Consider the following 13,596-nt stretch of genomic DNA (forward strand, 5'->3'; position numbering starts at 1 on the left):
TCCGGTTTGGTTGTTTCGCTCACAGGTGCCAGCCTAGTTGCCATGATGGACAATTTCACGCCGGGCCCGTTCACTGACGAACTCAATGCGGCCGGCGTTCCGCCGGAGTTGCACGGTTGGCTTTCCCGTTACGGGGTGGGGTCGCTCGTGGCGAAGATGGGCATCAGGTTCCTTGAGCTCGGGCCGGAACGGACCGTGGCCACCATGCCGGTGGAGGGAAACACCCAGGTTGCCGGCATCCTCCACGGCGGAGCCCATGTGGTTCTCGCCGAAACCTTGGGCTCCTTCGCGGCGGCCCTGCATGCAGGAGCCGGACGCCACGTGGTGGGAATCGAGGTGGGCGCAACCCATCATCGCTCCATAGCGGCCGGCCTGGTCACCGGCACATGCACGGCCATCCACTTGGGCGGTACGCTCGCCACCCATGAAATTGTCATGACCGACGAACACGGCCGGCGACTGTCAACGGCCCGGATCACCAACATGATCCGGGAGAACAGGGTCCGCTGACCCGGCACGGGCCGGGAACCGGTAGCGCATCTCGACTGCTGCGGCACCGAGGGTGCGGGACGAGACCAACTCGAGCGGCGCCGTCGGGCTCTCGACCGGCAAAAGGCGCTTGCCCGTACCCAAGGCGACGGGGATGAGGGTGACAATCATCTCGTCCAGCAGGCCTGCCTTGGCGAACTGCGCCACCAGGTTCCCACCGCCAACCAGCCACACGTTCTTGTCACCGGCGTCGGCAATCAGGTCCGGTGCGAATTCCGCGACCTCGCCGCGCACGAAGGTGACGTCCGCGCCGGGCGGCGCTGCATACTCGCGGTGGGTGAAGATCCAGCATGGAACACCCGGATAGGGCCATTTGCCCGGTTCGTGCTCCATGAGCCAGCGATAGGTCTGGCCACCCATGACGATGCAGCCGATGCCCGCCATGAAGTCTTCGTAGCTCTCGGTGACGCCCTCGGCCTCTTCGAACTGGAGCAGCCAGCCGAGATCGTCTTCTTTCGTGGCGATGAACCCGTCAAGCGAGGATGCCACGTAGTACTGGAAGTCCGCCATGGCACCACCCTACCCATGAGGCAGCGGGGTTCCCAGCTACTTCGTGAAGTACGGAACGATCAGATAGATCCCGAAAAGCACGGCAATTCCACAGGCCGCGAAACACGCGTACGCCAGGGTCCGGACCATGGCCGGGGACTTCTGCCGGGCGTCGCCCGCGACGGCAGTGAGCCGGACGCCGAGCGAATACAGCACCACGAGGACCACGGCGGCGACGAGGGTCGCGCCGGCCACCTGAACCAGATCCAACCACTTCATGCCTGGATGTCCTCACTCGTGCTTTTGCTCGGACTTTGTTTTTTGGCGTTCTTCTTGCGGAAGCGGACGGCGGTGCCGGCTTCCTCGACTTCGACGGCGTTGTGGTGGCCCACGTGCGACTTCCTCGAGTAGATGAACATGTAGACGACGACGGCGGTGCCCACAACGGCGGCGATCACCACGCCAGCGGTGCCGGTGCCGATGAGGAACGCGGTCAAGGCGCCCACGATCGCGGCCGCGGGGAGGGTGAAGAGCCAGCCTGTGGCGATGCGCCCGACAGTTCCCCAGCGCACCGTGGTGCCTTTGCGTCCGAGACCCGAGCCGATGACCGAGCCGGAGGCCACCTGTGTGGTGGACAGCGCGAAGCCGAGGTGGGAGGACGCGAGGATGGCCGAAGCGGTGCTGGCTTCCGCGGAGAAGCCCTGGGCCGGCTTGACGTCGGTCAGCCCGGACCCCATGGTCCGGATGATGCGCCAGCCGCCGGCGTAGGTTCCGATGGCGATGGCAAGCGCGCAGGCCCCGATGACCCAGAGCTGGGGTCCGCTTCCGGCGGGCTGGGTTCCGGCGGCGATCAGCACGAGGGTGATGATGCCCATGGTCTTTTGCGCGTCATTGGTGCCGTGGGCCAGCGCGACAAGGCTGGAGGTGAAGATCTGGCCGGTTCGGAACCCGCCGCGCTTCTGGGTCAGCTTGTCGCCGGTTTCGGGGTCGTGGCGTGACGTCAGGGCGTAGGCCAGTTTGGTGCATATATAGGCGACGGCCCCCGCCAGCAGCGGCGAGAAGACGGCGGGAAGGATGACCTTCTGGAGCACGGTGTCGAAGTTGACGGCGTTGAATCCGATGCCGACGATCGCCGCACCGATGAGGCCGCCGAAGAGAGCGTGCGAAGAACTGGACGGCAGCCCCTTGAGCCACGTGAACATGTTCCACAGGACCGCTCCCATCAGCCCGGCGAAGATGATTTCCGGCGTGATGTGGACACCGTCCGTGCCCTCGCGGATCAGGCCTCCCGATATGGTCTTTGCCACCTCGGTCGACAGGAACGCGCCCACGAGGTTGAGCACCGCGGCCAAGGCGACAGCCGTTTTGGGCTTGATGGCCCCTGTGGCAATCGGAGTCGCCATGGCGTTCGCAGTGTCGTGGAACCCGTTGGTGAAGTCAAAAAATAAGGCCAGCGCTATGACAAGCGCGACCATGAAGGTGATTCCCACCTGGTGCCCAATCTGCAGAGTCGACGATGCGCAGTTCCACTTCCCCGGGGCCTGCCTGACGCAAAACAGTTCAGCAGGCGTTCATCTGACTGTACTGGCGGAATTAACTATGGCGGGCGTGGAACCCTAAGAATCCTACGTGCCATTGACGGCAGGGCCAAACATCGAATCATCCAAGGAATTGCCGAACAGCCTCGATATCTCGCCGCGACAGGCCCCGCCGCGGGTCCGGTGAGATCCAAAGCACACGGGGGCCGAGGAATTCCGCCCAGGACCGTGCCGCGGCTTCATGGTTCAACTGGTCATCCATCCACACGATGCGTTCGGCTCCGGATTCTTGGACGTCCTTTTGCAAAACGTCGAACTTCCACCAATCGGCGGTCTGGTCCCAACCGTCGCTCGTCAGGACGGGCCAGTGCTTACCGTGGAGGCCGATGGCCGGGCACAGGAACTCAGGGGCGAGCCGCTGCCACGTGGTCAGCCAGACAAACCTCGCCGCGGGATGCGCGGCCAGCTCGTTGAGCTCATCGACCAGTTCGGACGCGTAAACGACGTCAAGTATGCCGGCGTCGGCGATTTTCCATTCAGTACCCCAATCGGTGAAGCCCATGGGACCGAAGGGGTTCACCACGCCGTCGACGTCCAGATAGAGTGACACGCTGGTCATGCAACCCCCTCACCGGACGCGCCCATTAGGGCCAGCGTAAGCCACGCGCCGACGTTAGAGCAGTCCGGGGGCAGCCTTCCGGCTCAGCTCCCGTGCGGGATTGCCGCCGAAGATGCCGTAGGCGGGGATGTCCTCGCCCTTCATCAGGAACGAATCGCCTTCGAGCTCGGAACCTTCATGCATGGTGGTGCCATAGTGGACGAATGCACCCACCCCAAGCGTGCAGCCGATGCCCACGTTGATGGAATCGAGTTTGAAGGCGCCGTCCTCCATGGAGTGGCATTGCGCGACGGCGTAGGCGTTGAGGGTGCAGTAGTCACCGATGGTGACGAGGGTCCTTTCCGGGATCCCGCAACCGTCGTCGAAGACCTTCTTGCCCATCCGAACCCCCAGGATCCGCCAGATCACTGCTTTGAAGGGTGTGCCGTTGAACATTTGCACAATGCCCCCGGCGCCGAGTTTCCAGAAGCGCTCGTGCCGCCAGAAGGGCACTTCGTAGATGGAGCAAAACGTCGGCGAGAGCCTTCCAAATCCCAGGGATGCCCGCTCCACGAGGACCATCAGGGCGCCCGTGGTGACCACCATCGTTCCCACCGCGACCACCGCGGCGAGCCCTCCTGCGCTCGGGAGGAAGGCCTGCGAGCCCCAGGCAACGAGGAGGATCACATACAGTTCGACCCACCGGGCCAGCAGGTAGAGGATTACCGTGACGGTATTGTGCAGGTTCTTTGCCGGGATCCGGCGCCGTAGCTCCTCTGGCGTCCGGAACCGGTCAAAGGCGTTGTCACGGTCAACGGTGCGCGGTATTTCAAAGGGCGGTGAGCCCAGGAGGCCAACCCCCTCGCGGAGCGGACCGTCCAAAGGCACCATCGTCTTTGTTCCCAGGAGGCAGTTGTCCCCCATTCTGGCCCCGGCGGGATAGGCGATGTTGTTGCCGAAGAAGCTCCTGGCCCCGATGATGGTGGGGCTGAGGCGGAAAGCAGTGTTCGAATAGTCCGCATTGATGATCGAAAGGCCATCCGAGACCATGGTGCCGCTGCCGACAGTCGTCAGGGTGGGGCTGTCATGCTTCAGCCCCACGCCGAAATTGGATCCGGTCTGCACCAGGTCCGGCTGGTGGTAGCCCAGGACGTTCAGGTAGTAGACGATCAGGGAACTGTCACCGGTGAGCTGGAGGAGGGCTTTGAGGTTGGTCAGGCGCTGGGCTGTCCGCAAGAGTCCGAAGCGGACGCCGTACAGGGGGTAGTCCTTGCCCGGAACAAGAAGCAAGGCAATCAGCCTGGGAAGGGTGGCGGCGGCGGCGAACGCGGCCAGGATGCTGCCGAAAAGAAGGACGGCCGAGATCAGTAAAAGCGCTTCCCAGAAGAGCGGCCGGGTCGGGTTCGTTTCGCCCGTGGGGAGGAAGGCGAGCATGACGTCGACGACTCCAAGCCCGATGGAAGACACCAGGACCACGTGGACCAGTACGGTCCAGAAACTGAAACTGGCCCGGCGGGCGGTCCCGGAAGCGGCTTGTCCCGCCCTGCGGTAGCTGGTGCCGGTGGGCTCGGCCGGTGAGCCTGCCCAGGATGCGCCCGGCGGAACCGTCTGGAAGCGGTACAAGCAGGAGCTGTGCCCCAGTTGGGCGTCGTCGCCCATGGCGGTATCAATATCCAGGGTCGTCTGTTCGCCGATCAGGACATTGCGGCCCAAAGTGACGGGCCCTGTCTGGATCCGGCCGGCGTGGGCGCGGTAGCAATTGAACGTGGAATCCCTCCGGATCACTGTGTCCGCACCCACTGTCAGCAGGTCGGTGCATGCTGGAATCCTTGAGGAGAGGATCGTTACTCCCGGGCCGATCCTGGCCCCCAGAGCCCTGAGGTACAGGGGGAAGACCGGTGTCCCGACGAACAAGCGCACCGGGCTTGTGTTGACGAGAGTCTTGACGAACCAGAAGCGGACGTACCGCAAGGACCAGAGGGGGAACTCCTCGGCCTTCCACCGGCCGATGAGCGCCCATTTGAGCGCAATGGGCATGACTGCCAAGGCCAGGAACGATACGGTGCCGACGACGACGGAGCGGGCCGCGAGGACGCCGGGCTGCCGGGAGCCACCGATCCACTGTTCACCTGCGGAGGGGATGAGGACGACGAGGTAGGCGTAGGCCAGGCCCGCCAATGCCTGCAAAACCCCGCACAGCAGGTACTGGCCGGTCCCGACGCGCAGGAAGGGTTCAGCCGTCGCAATTTCCCGGCCCTCGACGTCGGCTCCCGCCGTCGATCCGACGCTCGCGGAGTCCAAGGCGGCCGACAGCGCGGCGATGGTCGGATGTGCATAAATTTCGCGCATCGAGACTGACGGTGGGTTGGCGACCTTGCGGACGTTGGCGCAGAAATGCGCCAACAACAGGGAGTTTGCCCCGAGATCGTTGAAGAAATTGGCGGTGGTGGAGACAGACGTGAGGTGGAGGGCCGAGGCCAAAGCGGGGGCGAGGATCCGTTCCGTGGGCGTCACCGGGCTGGTGTCGGCGACGCCTGTACTGACCGCGCGCGGGCCGGTGGGATCCGGCAGGCTCCTGCGGTCCACTTTCCCGCTGACCATCATCGGCATGGTCCGGAGGGACAGGAAATACGCTGGCACCATGTAGGCGGGGAGCCGCTCGCGCAGCCAGGCGCGGATGTCCCCGCCTTCCACCGTGGGTGCGTTGTGGTGCAGCGTGTAGTAGGCGGCAAGTTCCGTGATTCCCGGCTCGGGCTCCCAGGTTTTCACAACAGCCGCCGCCATCCCCGGCATCTGCAGGAGGACGCTTTCGATTTCGCTCAGCTCAACCCGATAGCCCCGGACCTTCACCTGCGTGTCGGTGCGGCCGTGGTACTCGATTTCGTCGTGGTCGTTGAACCGGCCAAGGTCGCCGGTGCGGTAGATGCGGTGGGACGGGTTGTCCTCGAGGCCGAGGAAATCCGGAATGAATGCCCTTTCAGTCAACTCGGGCCGGTTGATGTAGCCCCTGGCGAGCCCTACTCCCGCCAGGCCGATTTCGCCCAACTCGCCGTGGGCCAGGGCCCGGTCCTGGACGGGATCCAGGATGACTGCCGCATAGCCGGGCAGGGGCTTGCCCAGCGTCACGGGCTTGCCGGGCTCCGCCGTGCCCCAGGTCGCCGTCACTGTCGCTTCGGTTGGCCCGTAGACATTCAGGAAGCGCCGGCCGGGCCGGTGCCAGCGCGCCACAAGGTCCTCGGGGCAGGCTTCGCCGGAGACGAGCAGGAACCGCAGCCCGGGCACGTCGTCGTCGAGCGTGGCGAGCAGGGTCGGCACACAGCAAAGGGCGGTGATGTTCCGGGCCTCTATGAACTCGGCAAGGTCCGGCCCGAGGAGGTTGTTCCCGGGCGGTCGGGGAACCAAGGTGGCCCCCACCATCCATGGCACCCAGATCTCCTCCACGGAGAAGTCGAACGCCGTGGTCATGCCCTGGTAGACCCGGTCGCGGGCATCGTAGCCGTAGGTTTCGGCGGCGGTCCGCACGAAGTGGCAGATGCTGGCGTGGGCTATGGCCACTCCCTTGGGCCGCCCCGTGGATCCTGACGTGTAGATGATGTATGCCAGTCCGTTGGCCGGGGACTCCTCCCCGGCCCAGGCCAGTCGGGAGGCTTCGAACGCGGCAATGCGGCGGTCCTCCTTGTCCATGCGAACCGCGAGGGCTGCGCTCGCGGGCGGGAGGCTGTCCGCCAGGCGGGAGACAGTCAGGATCATGGTGACGTCGGCATCGGCGGCAATGTAGGCAATTCTCTCGGAGGGGAACGCCGGGTCGAGGGGCACGTAGACGGCATGGGCCTTGAGGACCGCAAGCATGGAGACATAGGACCGCACCGCGTCGTCGAACAGCAGTGCGATTTTGTCGCCCGGGCTTGCGCCGCGGGCCTGGAGGTAGCGGGCGAGGCGGTTGGCCCGGGCGTCCAGTTCTTCGTAGCTGAGTGATCCATCGGTCGTTTCCACTGCCGGATGATGGCTGCGGCCTTCGGCCCGTTGCCGGTCACACCGGTCCTCGAAGAGCTCCTCGAGCCGCTCGCCGGGGCTCCACCGGATGGTGGTGCCGTTTGTGATTTTGCCCGACGCCGTGGCGTCCGGTGCGCTGCCGAGGAGAACCGCAGCGCCGTCCCTTAGCTGGATCATGGGTCCGGCGCTTGTGGCCGTTTCGCCGGGGGTCCGGCCGTGGTCCGTATGCCTTCCCATCTTCCCCTCCTGGTCCCGCCAATGGGTCATGCCAATTCGTCGAGCCTTATCGGACTGCATCCGTCGTGGTCCTGCGTTCGGCCATGGCGCTTTGTTCGGCAATGGCGGCCAGCAGCAGCTCGCAGGCGGCATCGACGATTTCTACCGTGATGTTCAGCGGTGGCAGGAGCCGGACGACGCAGTCGTCGCGCCCTCCGCATTCGAGTATCAGGCCCCGCTCCAGGGCATTTCGCTGCACTGCCCGGGCCAGTCTTCCGGCAGGACGGCCTGTGTCCGGATCAGCGAGCTCGATTCCCCACATCAGCCCGCGGCCCCGAACTTCACGCACCCAGGGGTTGCTGGCCAAGGGCGCGAGAAGCCGGGCAATCTGCGCACCGCGGCTGCGGACGTTGCCAAGAACGTCGTCGCGCCGGATGATCTCGACGGCGGCAGCCCCGGCGGCGAAGGCCAGCTGGTTTCCACGGAATGTCCCGGTGTGGGCACCGGGGAGCCAGCGGTCAAGGTCCTTGTTGTAGATGATGAGGGCAACCGGGAGGCCTATCCCGCTCAGGGCCTTGGATGCCACGATGACGTCGGGCTCGATCCCGAACTGCTCGAACGCGAACCAGGTTCCGGTACGCCCGCAGCCCGTCTGGATCTCATCGATAATCAACGGGATATCCAGCTCACGCGTCGCCCTGCGCACGGTTTGCGCGAATTCAATGGTGGCCGGTACGACTCCACCCTCGCCTTGGACCATTTCCATGATGACCGCCGCGGGAAGCGGGATGCCCCCGAGCGGGTCCTTGAGGGAGTGTTCGAGGAACTGGACACAATTGGTCGCGCAGGTCTCCGGGTTCAGGCCCACGGGACACTGGGCACAATAGGAATAGGGGAAGAAGTGCACTCCGGGTATCCCGTTCGCCACCGGCCGCTTCTGTTCGACCAGCCCGGTCAACGCCATCCCGACCGCGCTGCTGCCGTGGAATGCGCCCTGGAAGCAAATGACGTCCCCCCGCCCAGTGGCCGTCTTGCACAATTTGATGGCGGCATCCACGGCATTTGCACCGGTCGGTCCGCAGAAGTGGACCTTCATCCGTTCGGCGAGTCCGGGCGGAAGCATGGACAGCTGTGCCCGCACGAAGGCGTCCTTGGCCGGCGTCGGGAAATCAAGCCCATGACTCAGGTTCCGCACTTGTCCGGCCACCACCTCAACCAGTTCCGGGTGGCTGTGCCCCAAGGTCAAAACCCCGGCACCGGCCAGGAAGTCAAGGAAGACATTGTCATCGACGTCCCGCACGAACGCACCGGAACCTTCGGCAATCGCAATGGGAAGATGCCGTGGATAGGTGCGGGCGTTGGATTCTGTTCGTTCCTGGCGCGCCAACAATTCGGCTGATCTGGGTCCTGGCAGGGGTCCGGTGACATGTGCCGAGGTCAAGGTAGCCTGCTGCTGGTGTGTGTACATGGCGATCGGGTCCTTATCCGGGGGATCCGCGGTGGCGGATCGATGACTGGGCGCTTCCCGCGGCCTTGCCTGCGGCGCGGGGAGATGGGGGGCCGGTACTGCGGCCCCGCTATGGCGCGCTGACGGCCTCCTCTCCTGCCTGGTCATTTCCCGCGGGGTCCAGCCCGAAGGCCAACTGCACGGCGCGTTGTGCGTCCTCGAGCACCGCCACGCGGACGACGACGTCGATGCGGATGTCCGACGCAGAGATCAACTCGATCTCGGCTCCCGCGTCCGAAAGGGCCTTGAAGAGCCGTGAAAATACTTGGGCGTCAGTGCGCATGCCGAGCCCGATCAGCGAGAGCCTGCCGATCTGGCCGTCGTATTGGAGGTCCAGGAAGCCGATGGCCCCCTGGGCAGCGGACAAGGCCGCCCGGACGCGGAATCCGTCCCGGCTGGGAACCGCCAACGAAATATCGCTTCCGCCGGCGCGCACGGACGAGGTGCTTTGAACTGCCATGTCGACCTCGGCGCTCTCATCAGCCAGAAGCCCGAAGATTTCCGCGGACTTTCCCACGCCATCCGCGACGCCTATGACCTTCAGCTTCGCCACGGACGCGTCACAGAGAACCGCGGACACCACTGGCTGCTCCACGGCCGGAGCCCGTTCCCAGATGGGCCTGTGGTCCCAGTCCGACTCCTGGTCCTGGCCCGGGAGGATCAGCGTTCCCATGGCACGGCTGAAGGACGAACGCACGTGGATGGGGACGCCGAAACGGCGGGCATACTCGAGGCATCTGGTATGCACCACTTTGGAACCGGACGCAGCCAGCTCCAGCATTTCCTCGTTTGAAATGACGTCGATTTTCCGCGCGCGGGGAACCACCCGCGGGTCGGCCGTGTATACGCCGTCGACGTCGGTATAGATTTCGCACATGCCGGCGCCCAACGCTGCGGCCAAGGCGACGGCGGTGATGTCCGAACCGCCCCGGCCCAGGGTGGTGACTTCCCTCTTCTTGAGGCCCTTCCCCTGGAAACCAGCCACGATGGCAACCTCTTCGCGCTTCAAGCAAGCGCGGATACGGTGCGGGTCAACGTTGACGATGTGCGCTTTGCCGTGGACGCCGTCGGTAATCAGTCCGGCCTTTTTGCCGCTGAAGGTCCGGGAAGGCACGCCCAGCTCGGCCAAGGCAATCGCCAAAAGGGTCACGGAGATCCGTTCACCCGTGGTCAGCAACGCGTCGAGTTCGCCCGCCGGAGGACTGGGGCTGAGGGACACGGCCAGGTCAAGCAGTTCATCGGTGGTGTCGCCCATGGCCGAAACCACCACCACCAGCGGATGCCCGGCCTCGCGGGTCTCGGCGATCCGCCGGGCCACCCGTTTGATGGCCGCCGCGTCGGCGACCGAGGAGCCACCGTACTTTTGCACTATGAGGTCCCGGGCCCGAAGTTTTGTACGCGTACGAAGCGCCATCTGTTCGAGACCGGGGAATTGTTCTGATCCGTCTGCCTCCGGATGCCGACGGTCTGCTGGTAAATCCCGAATGCTGACTGTCTGCTGGTACATGGAGCCTCCTGGAGCCCGCATACCCCCCTGCCGATCTTACAACGTATGGACCGTGCGAGCGGTTCACGTAGGCAACAAAAAGCAGCCTTGGGAAGGCGGCTCAGGATGAACCTGAAATTCATAATCTTGACGTGCGTCACGCAAGTGATACGCTCAATGCATGGAAAACCGCACCGGCCACTCCGAAGAGACCATCAAGGCCACAAACATCCGGCCCATCGAGGATTCGGTCCGCACCGACTTCAGCCAGGCCATGTCCTATGGCGGGTATCTGGACCTTGACCGCCTCCTCACTGCCCAGCACCCGTTGAGCACCCCGGAGCACCATGACGAATTGCTGTTCATCATCCAGCACCAGACCAGCGAACTGTGGCTCAAGCTGATCCTGCATGAGCTTCTTGAAGCCCGACGGCTCCTCGATGTGGACAACCTTGCCAAGGCCCTCAAATGCATCGCCCGCGTCAAGGCGATCCAGCGGACCATGACCGAGCAGTGGTCCGTCCTGGGCACGCTCACTCCGCGCGAGTACTCCGAATTCCGGCGCTTCCTGGGCAGCTCTTCAGGGTTCCAGTCCCACCAGTACCGCGGCGTCGAGTTCCTGCTGGGCAACAAGAACCGCTCCATGCTGCGGGTCTTCGAGAGCGATCCCGCGGCGCACAGCCAGCTCACGACGCTGTTGGAGGAGCCGACCCTGTACGACGCCTTCCTCGCGGTGCTGGCGCGGGCCGGTTATGCCGTTCCGGCCGACATCCTGGACCGTGACACCAGCGAACCGTGGACGTTCCGGAAGGACCTGGTCCCGGTCTTCCAGGAGATTTACGAATCGGAAGCCACGCCATGGGGATTCTACGAAGCGTGCGAAGACCTCGTGGACATCGAGGACAACTTCCACGCCTGGCGCTTCCGCCACTTGCGGACCGTGCAACGGACCATCGGATTCAAGGTGGGCACGGGAGGCTCCTCCGGCGTCGACTTCCTCAAACGGGCCCTGGACCTGACTTTCTTCCCGGAGCTCTACGCCGTCCGCACCGAGATCGGCAACTGAGCCGCAATTCCAACCCGAGCAAACCCCCACATTTCCCCTCAGGAGAGACATGAACAGCGCGCAGCAAACGCAACGGCCGACGTCGGCAGAACTCGACGCCGCCGATCCCCTCGCCGGGCAGCGTGAGGCCTTTTACTCCCCGGCGGAAGGCCAGCTCACCGCCTACCTCGACGGGAACTCCCTCGGCCGTCCGCTCAAGGCGACGTCGGCGAAGCTCGCGTCCTTCGTGGAGGACGCCTGGGGCAGCCGCCTCATCCGCGGTTGGGACGAACAGTGGATGGACGAGCCCACCACGGTCGGCGACCGGATCGGCGCCGTCACCCTGGGCGCGGCCGCCGGCCAGGTCACCGTGGGCGATTCCACGTCCGTGATGCTCTACAAGCTCATCCGGGCGGCGGTCGACGCCCAGCCTGGCCGCGATGAGATCGTTGTGGACCGGGACAACTTCCCCACGGACCGCTTCATCATCGAAGGCATCGCCGCGGAGAAGGGCGCCACCATCAAGTGGGTCGCTTCCAACCCGGCCAGCGGGGTCCGGACCACGGACCTCGAGGGACTGCTCAGCGAGCGGACCGCCGTCGTCGTGCTCAGCCATGTGGCTTACCGCTCCGGTTTCCTGGCGGATGCCGCTGCGATCACCGCGAGGGTCAAGGAATCCGGAGCGCTCATGCTCTGGGACGTGTGCCACTCGGTGGGCTCGGTGCCGCTCGAACTGGACGCCTGGGGCGTGGACCTCGCAGTGGGTTGCACGTACAAGTACCTCAATGGCGGCCCGGGCTCTCCCGCGTTCGCCTACGTCAACGCATCGCAGCAGGACCGCCTGCAACAGCCGATCTGGGGCTGGATGGGCGCCGACAACCCCTTCGGCATGACGGAAAGCTACACACCGGCAACGGGAATCCGAAGCTTCATCACCGGCACTCCCCCGGTCCTGGCCATGCAGCCGCTCAAGGACATGGTCGAGCTGATCGCATCGGTGGGCATGGACGCCGTGCGGGAGAAGTCCATCAAACTGACCGACTACGCAGCTGCCTTGGCTGAGGACATGCTGGTCCCCCTCGGCGCCGAGATTGTCAGCCCGCGCAACACCGCCGAGCGCGGCTCGCACATCACGGTTGACCATCCCCTGTTCGGTGACGTCACCCGGACGCTCTGGGACCGGGGCATCATTCCGGACTTCCGTCCGCCGCACGGACTGCGGATCGGGCTCTCGCCGCTCAGCACGAGCTACGCGGAGGTTGAGCTGGGAGTGACCGCCATCCGGGACGCCCTCGCCGAACTCCTGTGAGCGCTGTCCTTGACGACATGGACTCCCGGCCCGGGAGCACCACGTCACTGCTGCGCACGGTCATCGGCTTGTACCTCCGCGATGCCGGTGGATGGATGTCCACGAGGCACCTCATCGCCCTCATGGAGGCACTCGGGTTGAGCGCTGCCGCGTCCCGGACGGCGCTGTCACGGTTGAAGAAGAAGGAAATCGTCCTGCCGCAATTGCGTCACGGGATTCCCGGCTTCGCCGTCACCGAGGGTGCCGCAGCAATGCTCGCCCGCGGCGACCGGCGGATCTTCAAACCCCGCCTGATGTCGTCAGCCGACCGCTGGTGCCTCGTGTCCTTCTCCATCCCGGAAACCGAGCGGGAAAAGCGGCACCAGTTGCGGCGGCGGCTGCACTGGATCGGCTGCGGCACCGTAGCGGCAGGGCTGTGGATCTGCCCCGACGCACTGCGGGAGGAAGTGGAGGAGATCCTGGAGGACCTGGAGCTGCGCGGCATGGCCACGGTGTTCGTGACGGACACTCCCTTGGTCGGAGGCAGCCTCCGCGAGGCCGCCTCCGCGTGGTGGGACCTCGACACAGTCGCGGAACTGCATCGCGACTTCATCCTGCATCATGGTTCCATGGCCGACGACGACGGCCCGGGCAACGGTCCCGACGGCGGCCCGGACACTGCCGCGGCCTTCGCCCGCTATGTCCGAAGCATCGACCGCTGGCGGATCATTCCGTATCTGGATCCGGGGCTGCCCGCCGAATTCCTTCCCGAGGACTGGCCCGGAATGGCGGGGATCGCCCTGTTCGAGCGCCTCGGCTCTGCCTATGCAAAGCCCAGCGCCGAATTCGTGCGGAGGACGTTGGAGGGATAGCCCGTGAACACGTGA

The 13,596-nt window shown here is 65.0% G+C and carries 11 protein-coding genes; 4 read left to right on the forward strand and 7 right to left on the reverse strand.

Annotated features, from left to right (window positions below):
• Window positions 1-42: 42 nt before the first annotated feature.
• Window positions 43-510 carry a hotdog fold thioesterase gene (locus tag OIT41_RS11580; protein ID WP_241707784.1) on the forward strand — a complete coding sequence of 156 codons (468 nt, stop codon included), beginning with the start codon at window positions 43-45 and terminating at the stop codon, window positions 508-510.
• On the opposite strand, the gene OIT41_RS11585 is transcribed toward OIT41_RS11580, so the two are convergent.
• From OIT41_RS11585 to OIT41_RS11615, 7 genes are all read right to left on the reverse strand, one after another.
• The gene (locus OIT41_RS11585) at window positions 463-1,059 is read right to left on the reverse strand and encodes a dihydrofolate reductase family protein (protein WP_241707785.1); all 597 of its coding nucleotides are present in this window, start codon (window positions 1,057-1,059) and stop codon (window positions 463-465) included. The genes OIT41_RS11580 and OIT41_RS11585 overlap by 48 nt on opposite strands.
• 36 nt (window positions 1,060-1,095) lie before the next feature.
• Window positions 1,096-1,317 (reverse strand): hypothetical protein, encoded by a 222-nt coding sequence (locus tag OIT41_RS11590; protein ID WP_241707786.1) that lies wholly within the window; start codon window positions 1,315-1,317, stop codon window positions 1,096-1,098.
• The gene (locus OIT41_RS11595; protein WP_264636487.1) at window positions 1,314-2,528 is read right to left on the reverse strand and encodes an inorganic phosphate transporter; all 1,215 of its coding nucleotides are present in this window, start codon (window positions 2,526-2,528) and stop codon (window positions 1,314-1,316) included. Before OIT41_RS11595 ends, OIT41_RS11590 begins: the two co-directional genes overlap by 4 nt.
• A gap of 169 nt (window positions 2,529-2,697) precedes the next feature.
• Window positions 2,698-3,195 carry an HAD domain-containing protein gene (locus tag OIT41_RS11600; RefSeq protein WP_241707788.1) on the reverse strand — a complete coding sequence of 166 codons (498 nt, stop codon included), beginning with the start codon at window positions 3,193-3,195 and terminating at the stop codon, window positions 2,698-2,700.
• A 54-nt stretch (window positions 3,196-3,249) separates the two neighbouring features.
• Entirely contained in the window at window positions 3,250-7,404 is a 4,155-nt protein-coding gene (locus OIT41_RS11605; protein ID WP_241707789.1) for a Pls/PosA family non-ribosomal peptide synthetase, read from the reverse strand.
• A 46-nt stretch (window positions 7,405-7,450) separates the two neighbouring features.
• Window positions 7,451-8,851, reverse strand: coding sequence for a diaminobutyrate--2-oxoglutarate transaminase family protein (locus OIT41_RS11610; RefSeq protein WP_264636488.1), 1,401 nt, complete (start codon window positions 8,849-8,851; stop codon window positions 7,451-7,453).
• 109 nt (window positions 8,852-8,960) lie between these two features.
• Entirely contained in the window at window positions 8,961-10,259 is a 1,299-nt protein-coding gene (locus tag OIT41_RS11615; protein ID WP_308196773.1) for an aspartate kinase, read from the reverse strand.
• Between the two features lie 298 nt (window positions 10,260-10,557).
• Here OIT41_RS11615 and kynA point away from each other — a divergent pair, with 298 nt between their 5' ends.
• The 3 genes from kynA to OIT41_RS11630 are packed head-to-tail and all read left to right on the forward strand — an operon-like array spanning window position 10,558 to window position 13,581.
• Complete coding sequence (gene kynA, locus OIT41_RS11620; RefSeq protein ID WP_264636489.1) at window positions 10,558-11,442, forward strand: tryptophan 2,3-dioxygenase; 885 nt, start codon at window positions 10,558-10,560, stop codon at window positions 11,440-11,442.
• Window positions 11,443-11,491: 49 nt separating this feature from the next.
• Window positions 11,492-12,730 carry a kynureninase gene (locus OIT41_RS11625; protein WP_241707792.1) on the forward strand — a complete coding sequence of 413 codons (1,239 nt, stop codon included), beginning with the start codon at window positions 11,492-11,494 and terminating at the stop codon, window positions 12,728-12,730.
• Window positions 12,727-13,581 carry a PaaX family transcriptional regulator C-terminal domain-containing protein gene (locus OIT41_RS11630; RefSeq protein WP_241707793.1) on the forward strand — a complete coding sequence of 285 codons (855 nt, stop codon included), beginning with the start codon at window positions 12,727-12,729 and terminating at the stop codon, window positions 13,579-13,581. Before OIT41_RS11625 ends, OIT41_RS11630 begins: the two co-directional genes overlap by 4 nt.
• Window positions 13,582-13,596: the final 15 nt, after the last annotated feature.

Origin of the sequence: Arthrobacter sp. YA7-1 (assembly GCF_025960325.1) — a bacterium.
Taxonomy (GTDB): domain Bacteria; phylum Actinomycetota; class Actinomycetes; order Actinomycetales; family Micrococcaceae; genus Arthrobacter; species Arthrobacter bambusae_A.

What these genes read in the sequence shown, in the direction of transcription:
- OIT41_RS11585 (WP_241707785.1), bottom strand. Translation starts at nt 1,059, where the DNA reads ATGGCGGACTTCCAGTACTACGTGGCATCCTCGCTTGACGGGTTCATC.
- OIT41_RS11605 (WP_241707789.1), bottom strand. Translation starts at nt 7,404, where the DNA reads ATGGGAAGGCATACGGACCACGGCCGGACCCCCGGCGAAACGGCCACA.
- OIT41_RS11580 (WP_241707784.1), top strand. Translation starts at nt 43, where the DNA reads ATGATGGACAATTTCACGCCGGGCCCGTTCACTGACGAACTCAATGCG.
- OIT41_RS11590 (WP_241707786.1), bottom strand. Translation starts at nt 1,317, where the DNA reads ATGAAGTGGTTGGATCTGGTTCAGGTGGCCGGCGCGACCCTCGTCGCC.
- OIT41_RS11600 (WP_241707788.1), bottom strand. Translation starts at nt 3,195, where the DNA reads ATGACCAGCGTGTCACTCTATCTGGACGTCGACGGCGTGGTGAACCCC.
- OIT41_RS11610 (WP_264636488.1), bottom strand. Translation starts at nt 8,851, where the DNA reads ATGTACACACACCAGCAGCAGGCTACCTTGACCTCGGCACATGTCACC.
- kynA (WP_264636489.1), top strand. Translation starts at nt 10,558, where the DNA reads ATGGAAAACCGCACCGGCCACTCCGAAGAGACCATCAAGGCCACAAAC.
- OIT41_RS11625 (WP_241707792.1), top strand. Translation starts at nt 11,492, where the DNA reads ATGAACAGCGCGCAGCAAACGCAACGGCCGACGTCGGCAGAACTCGAC.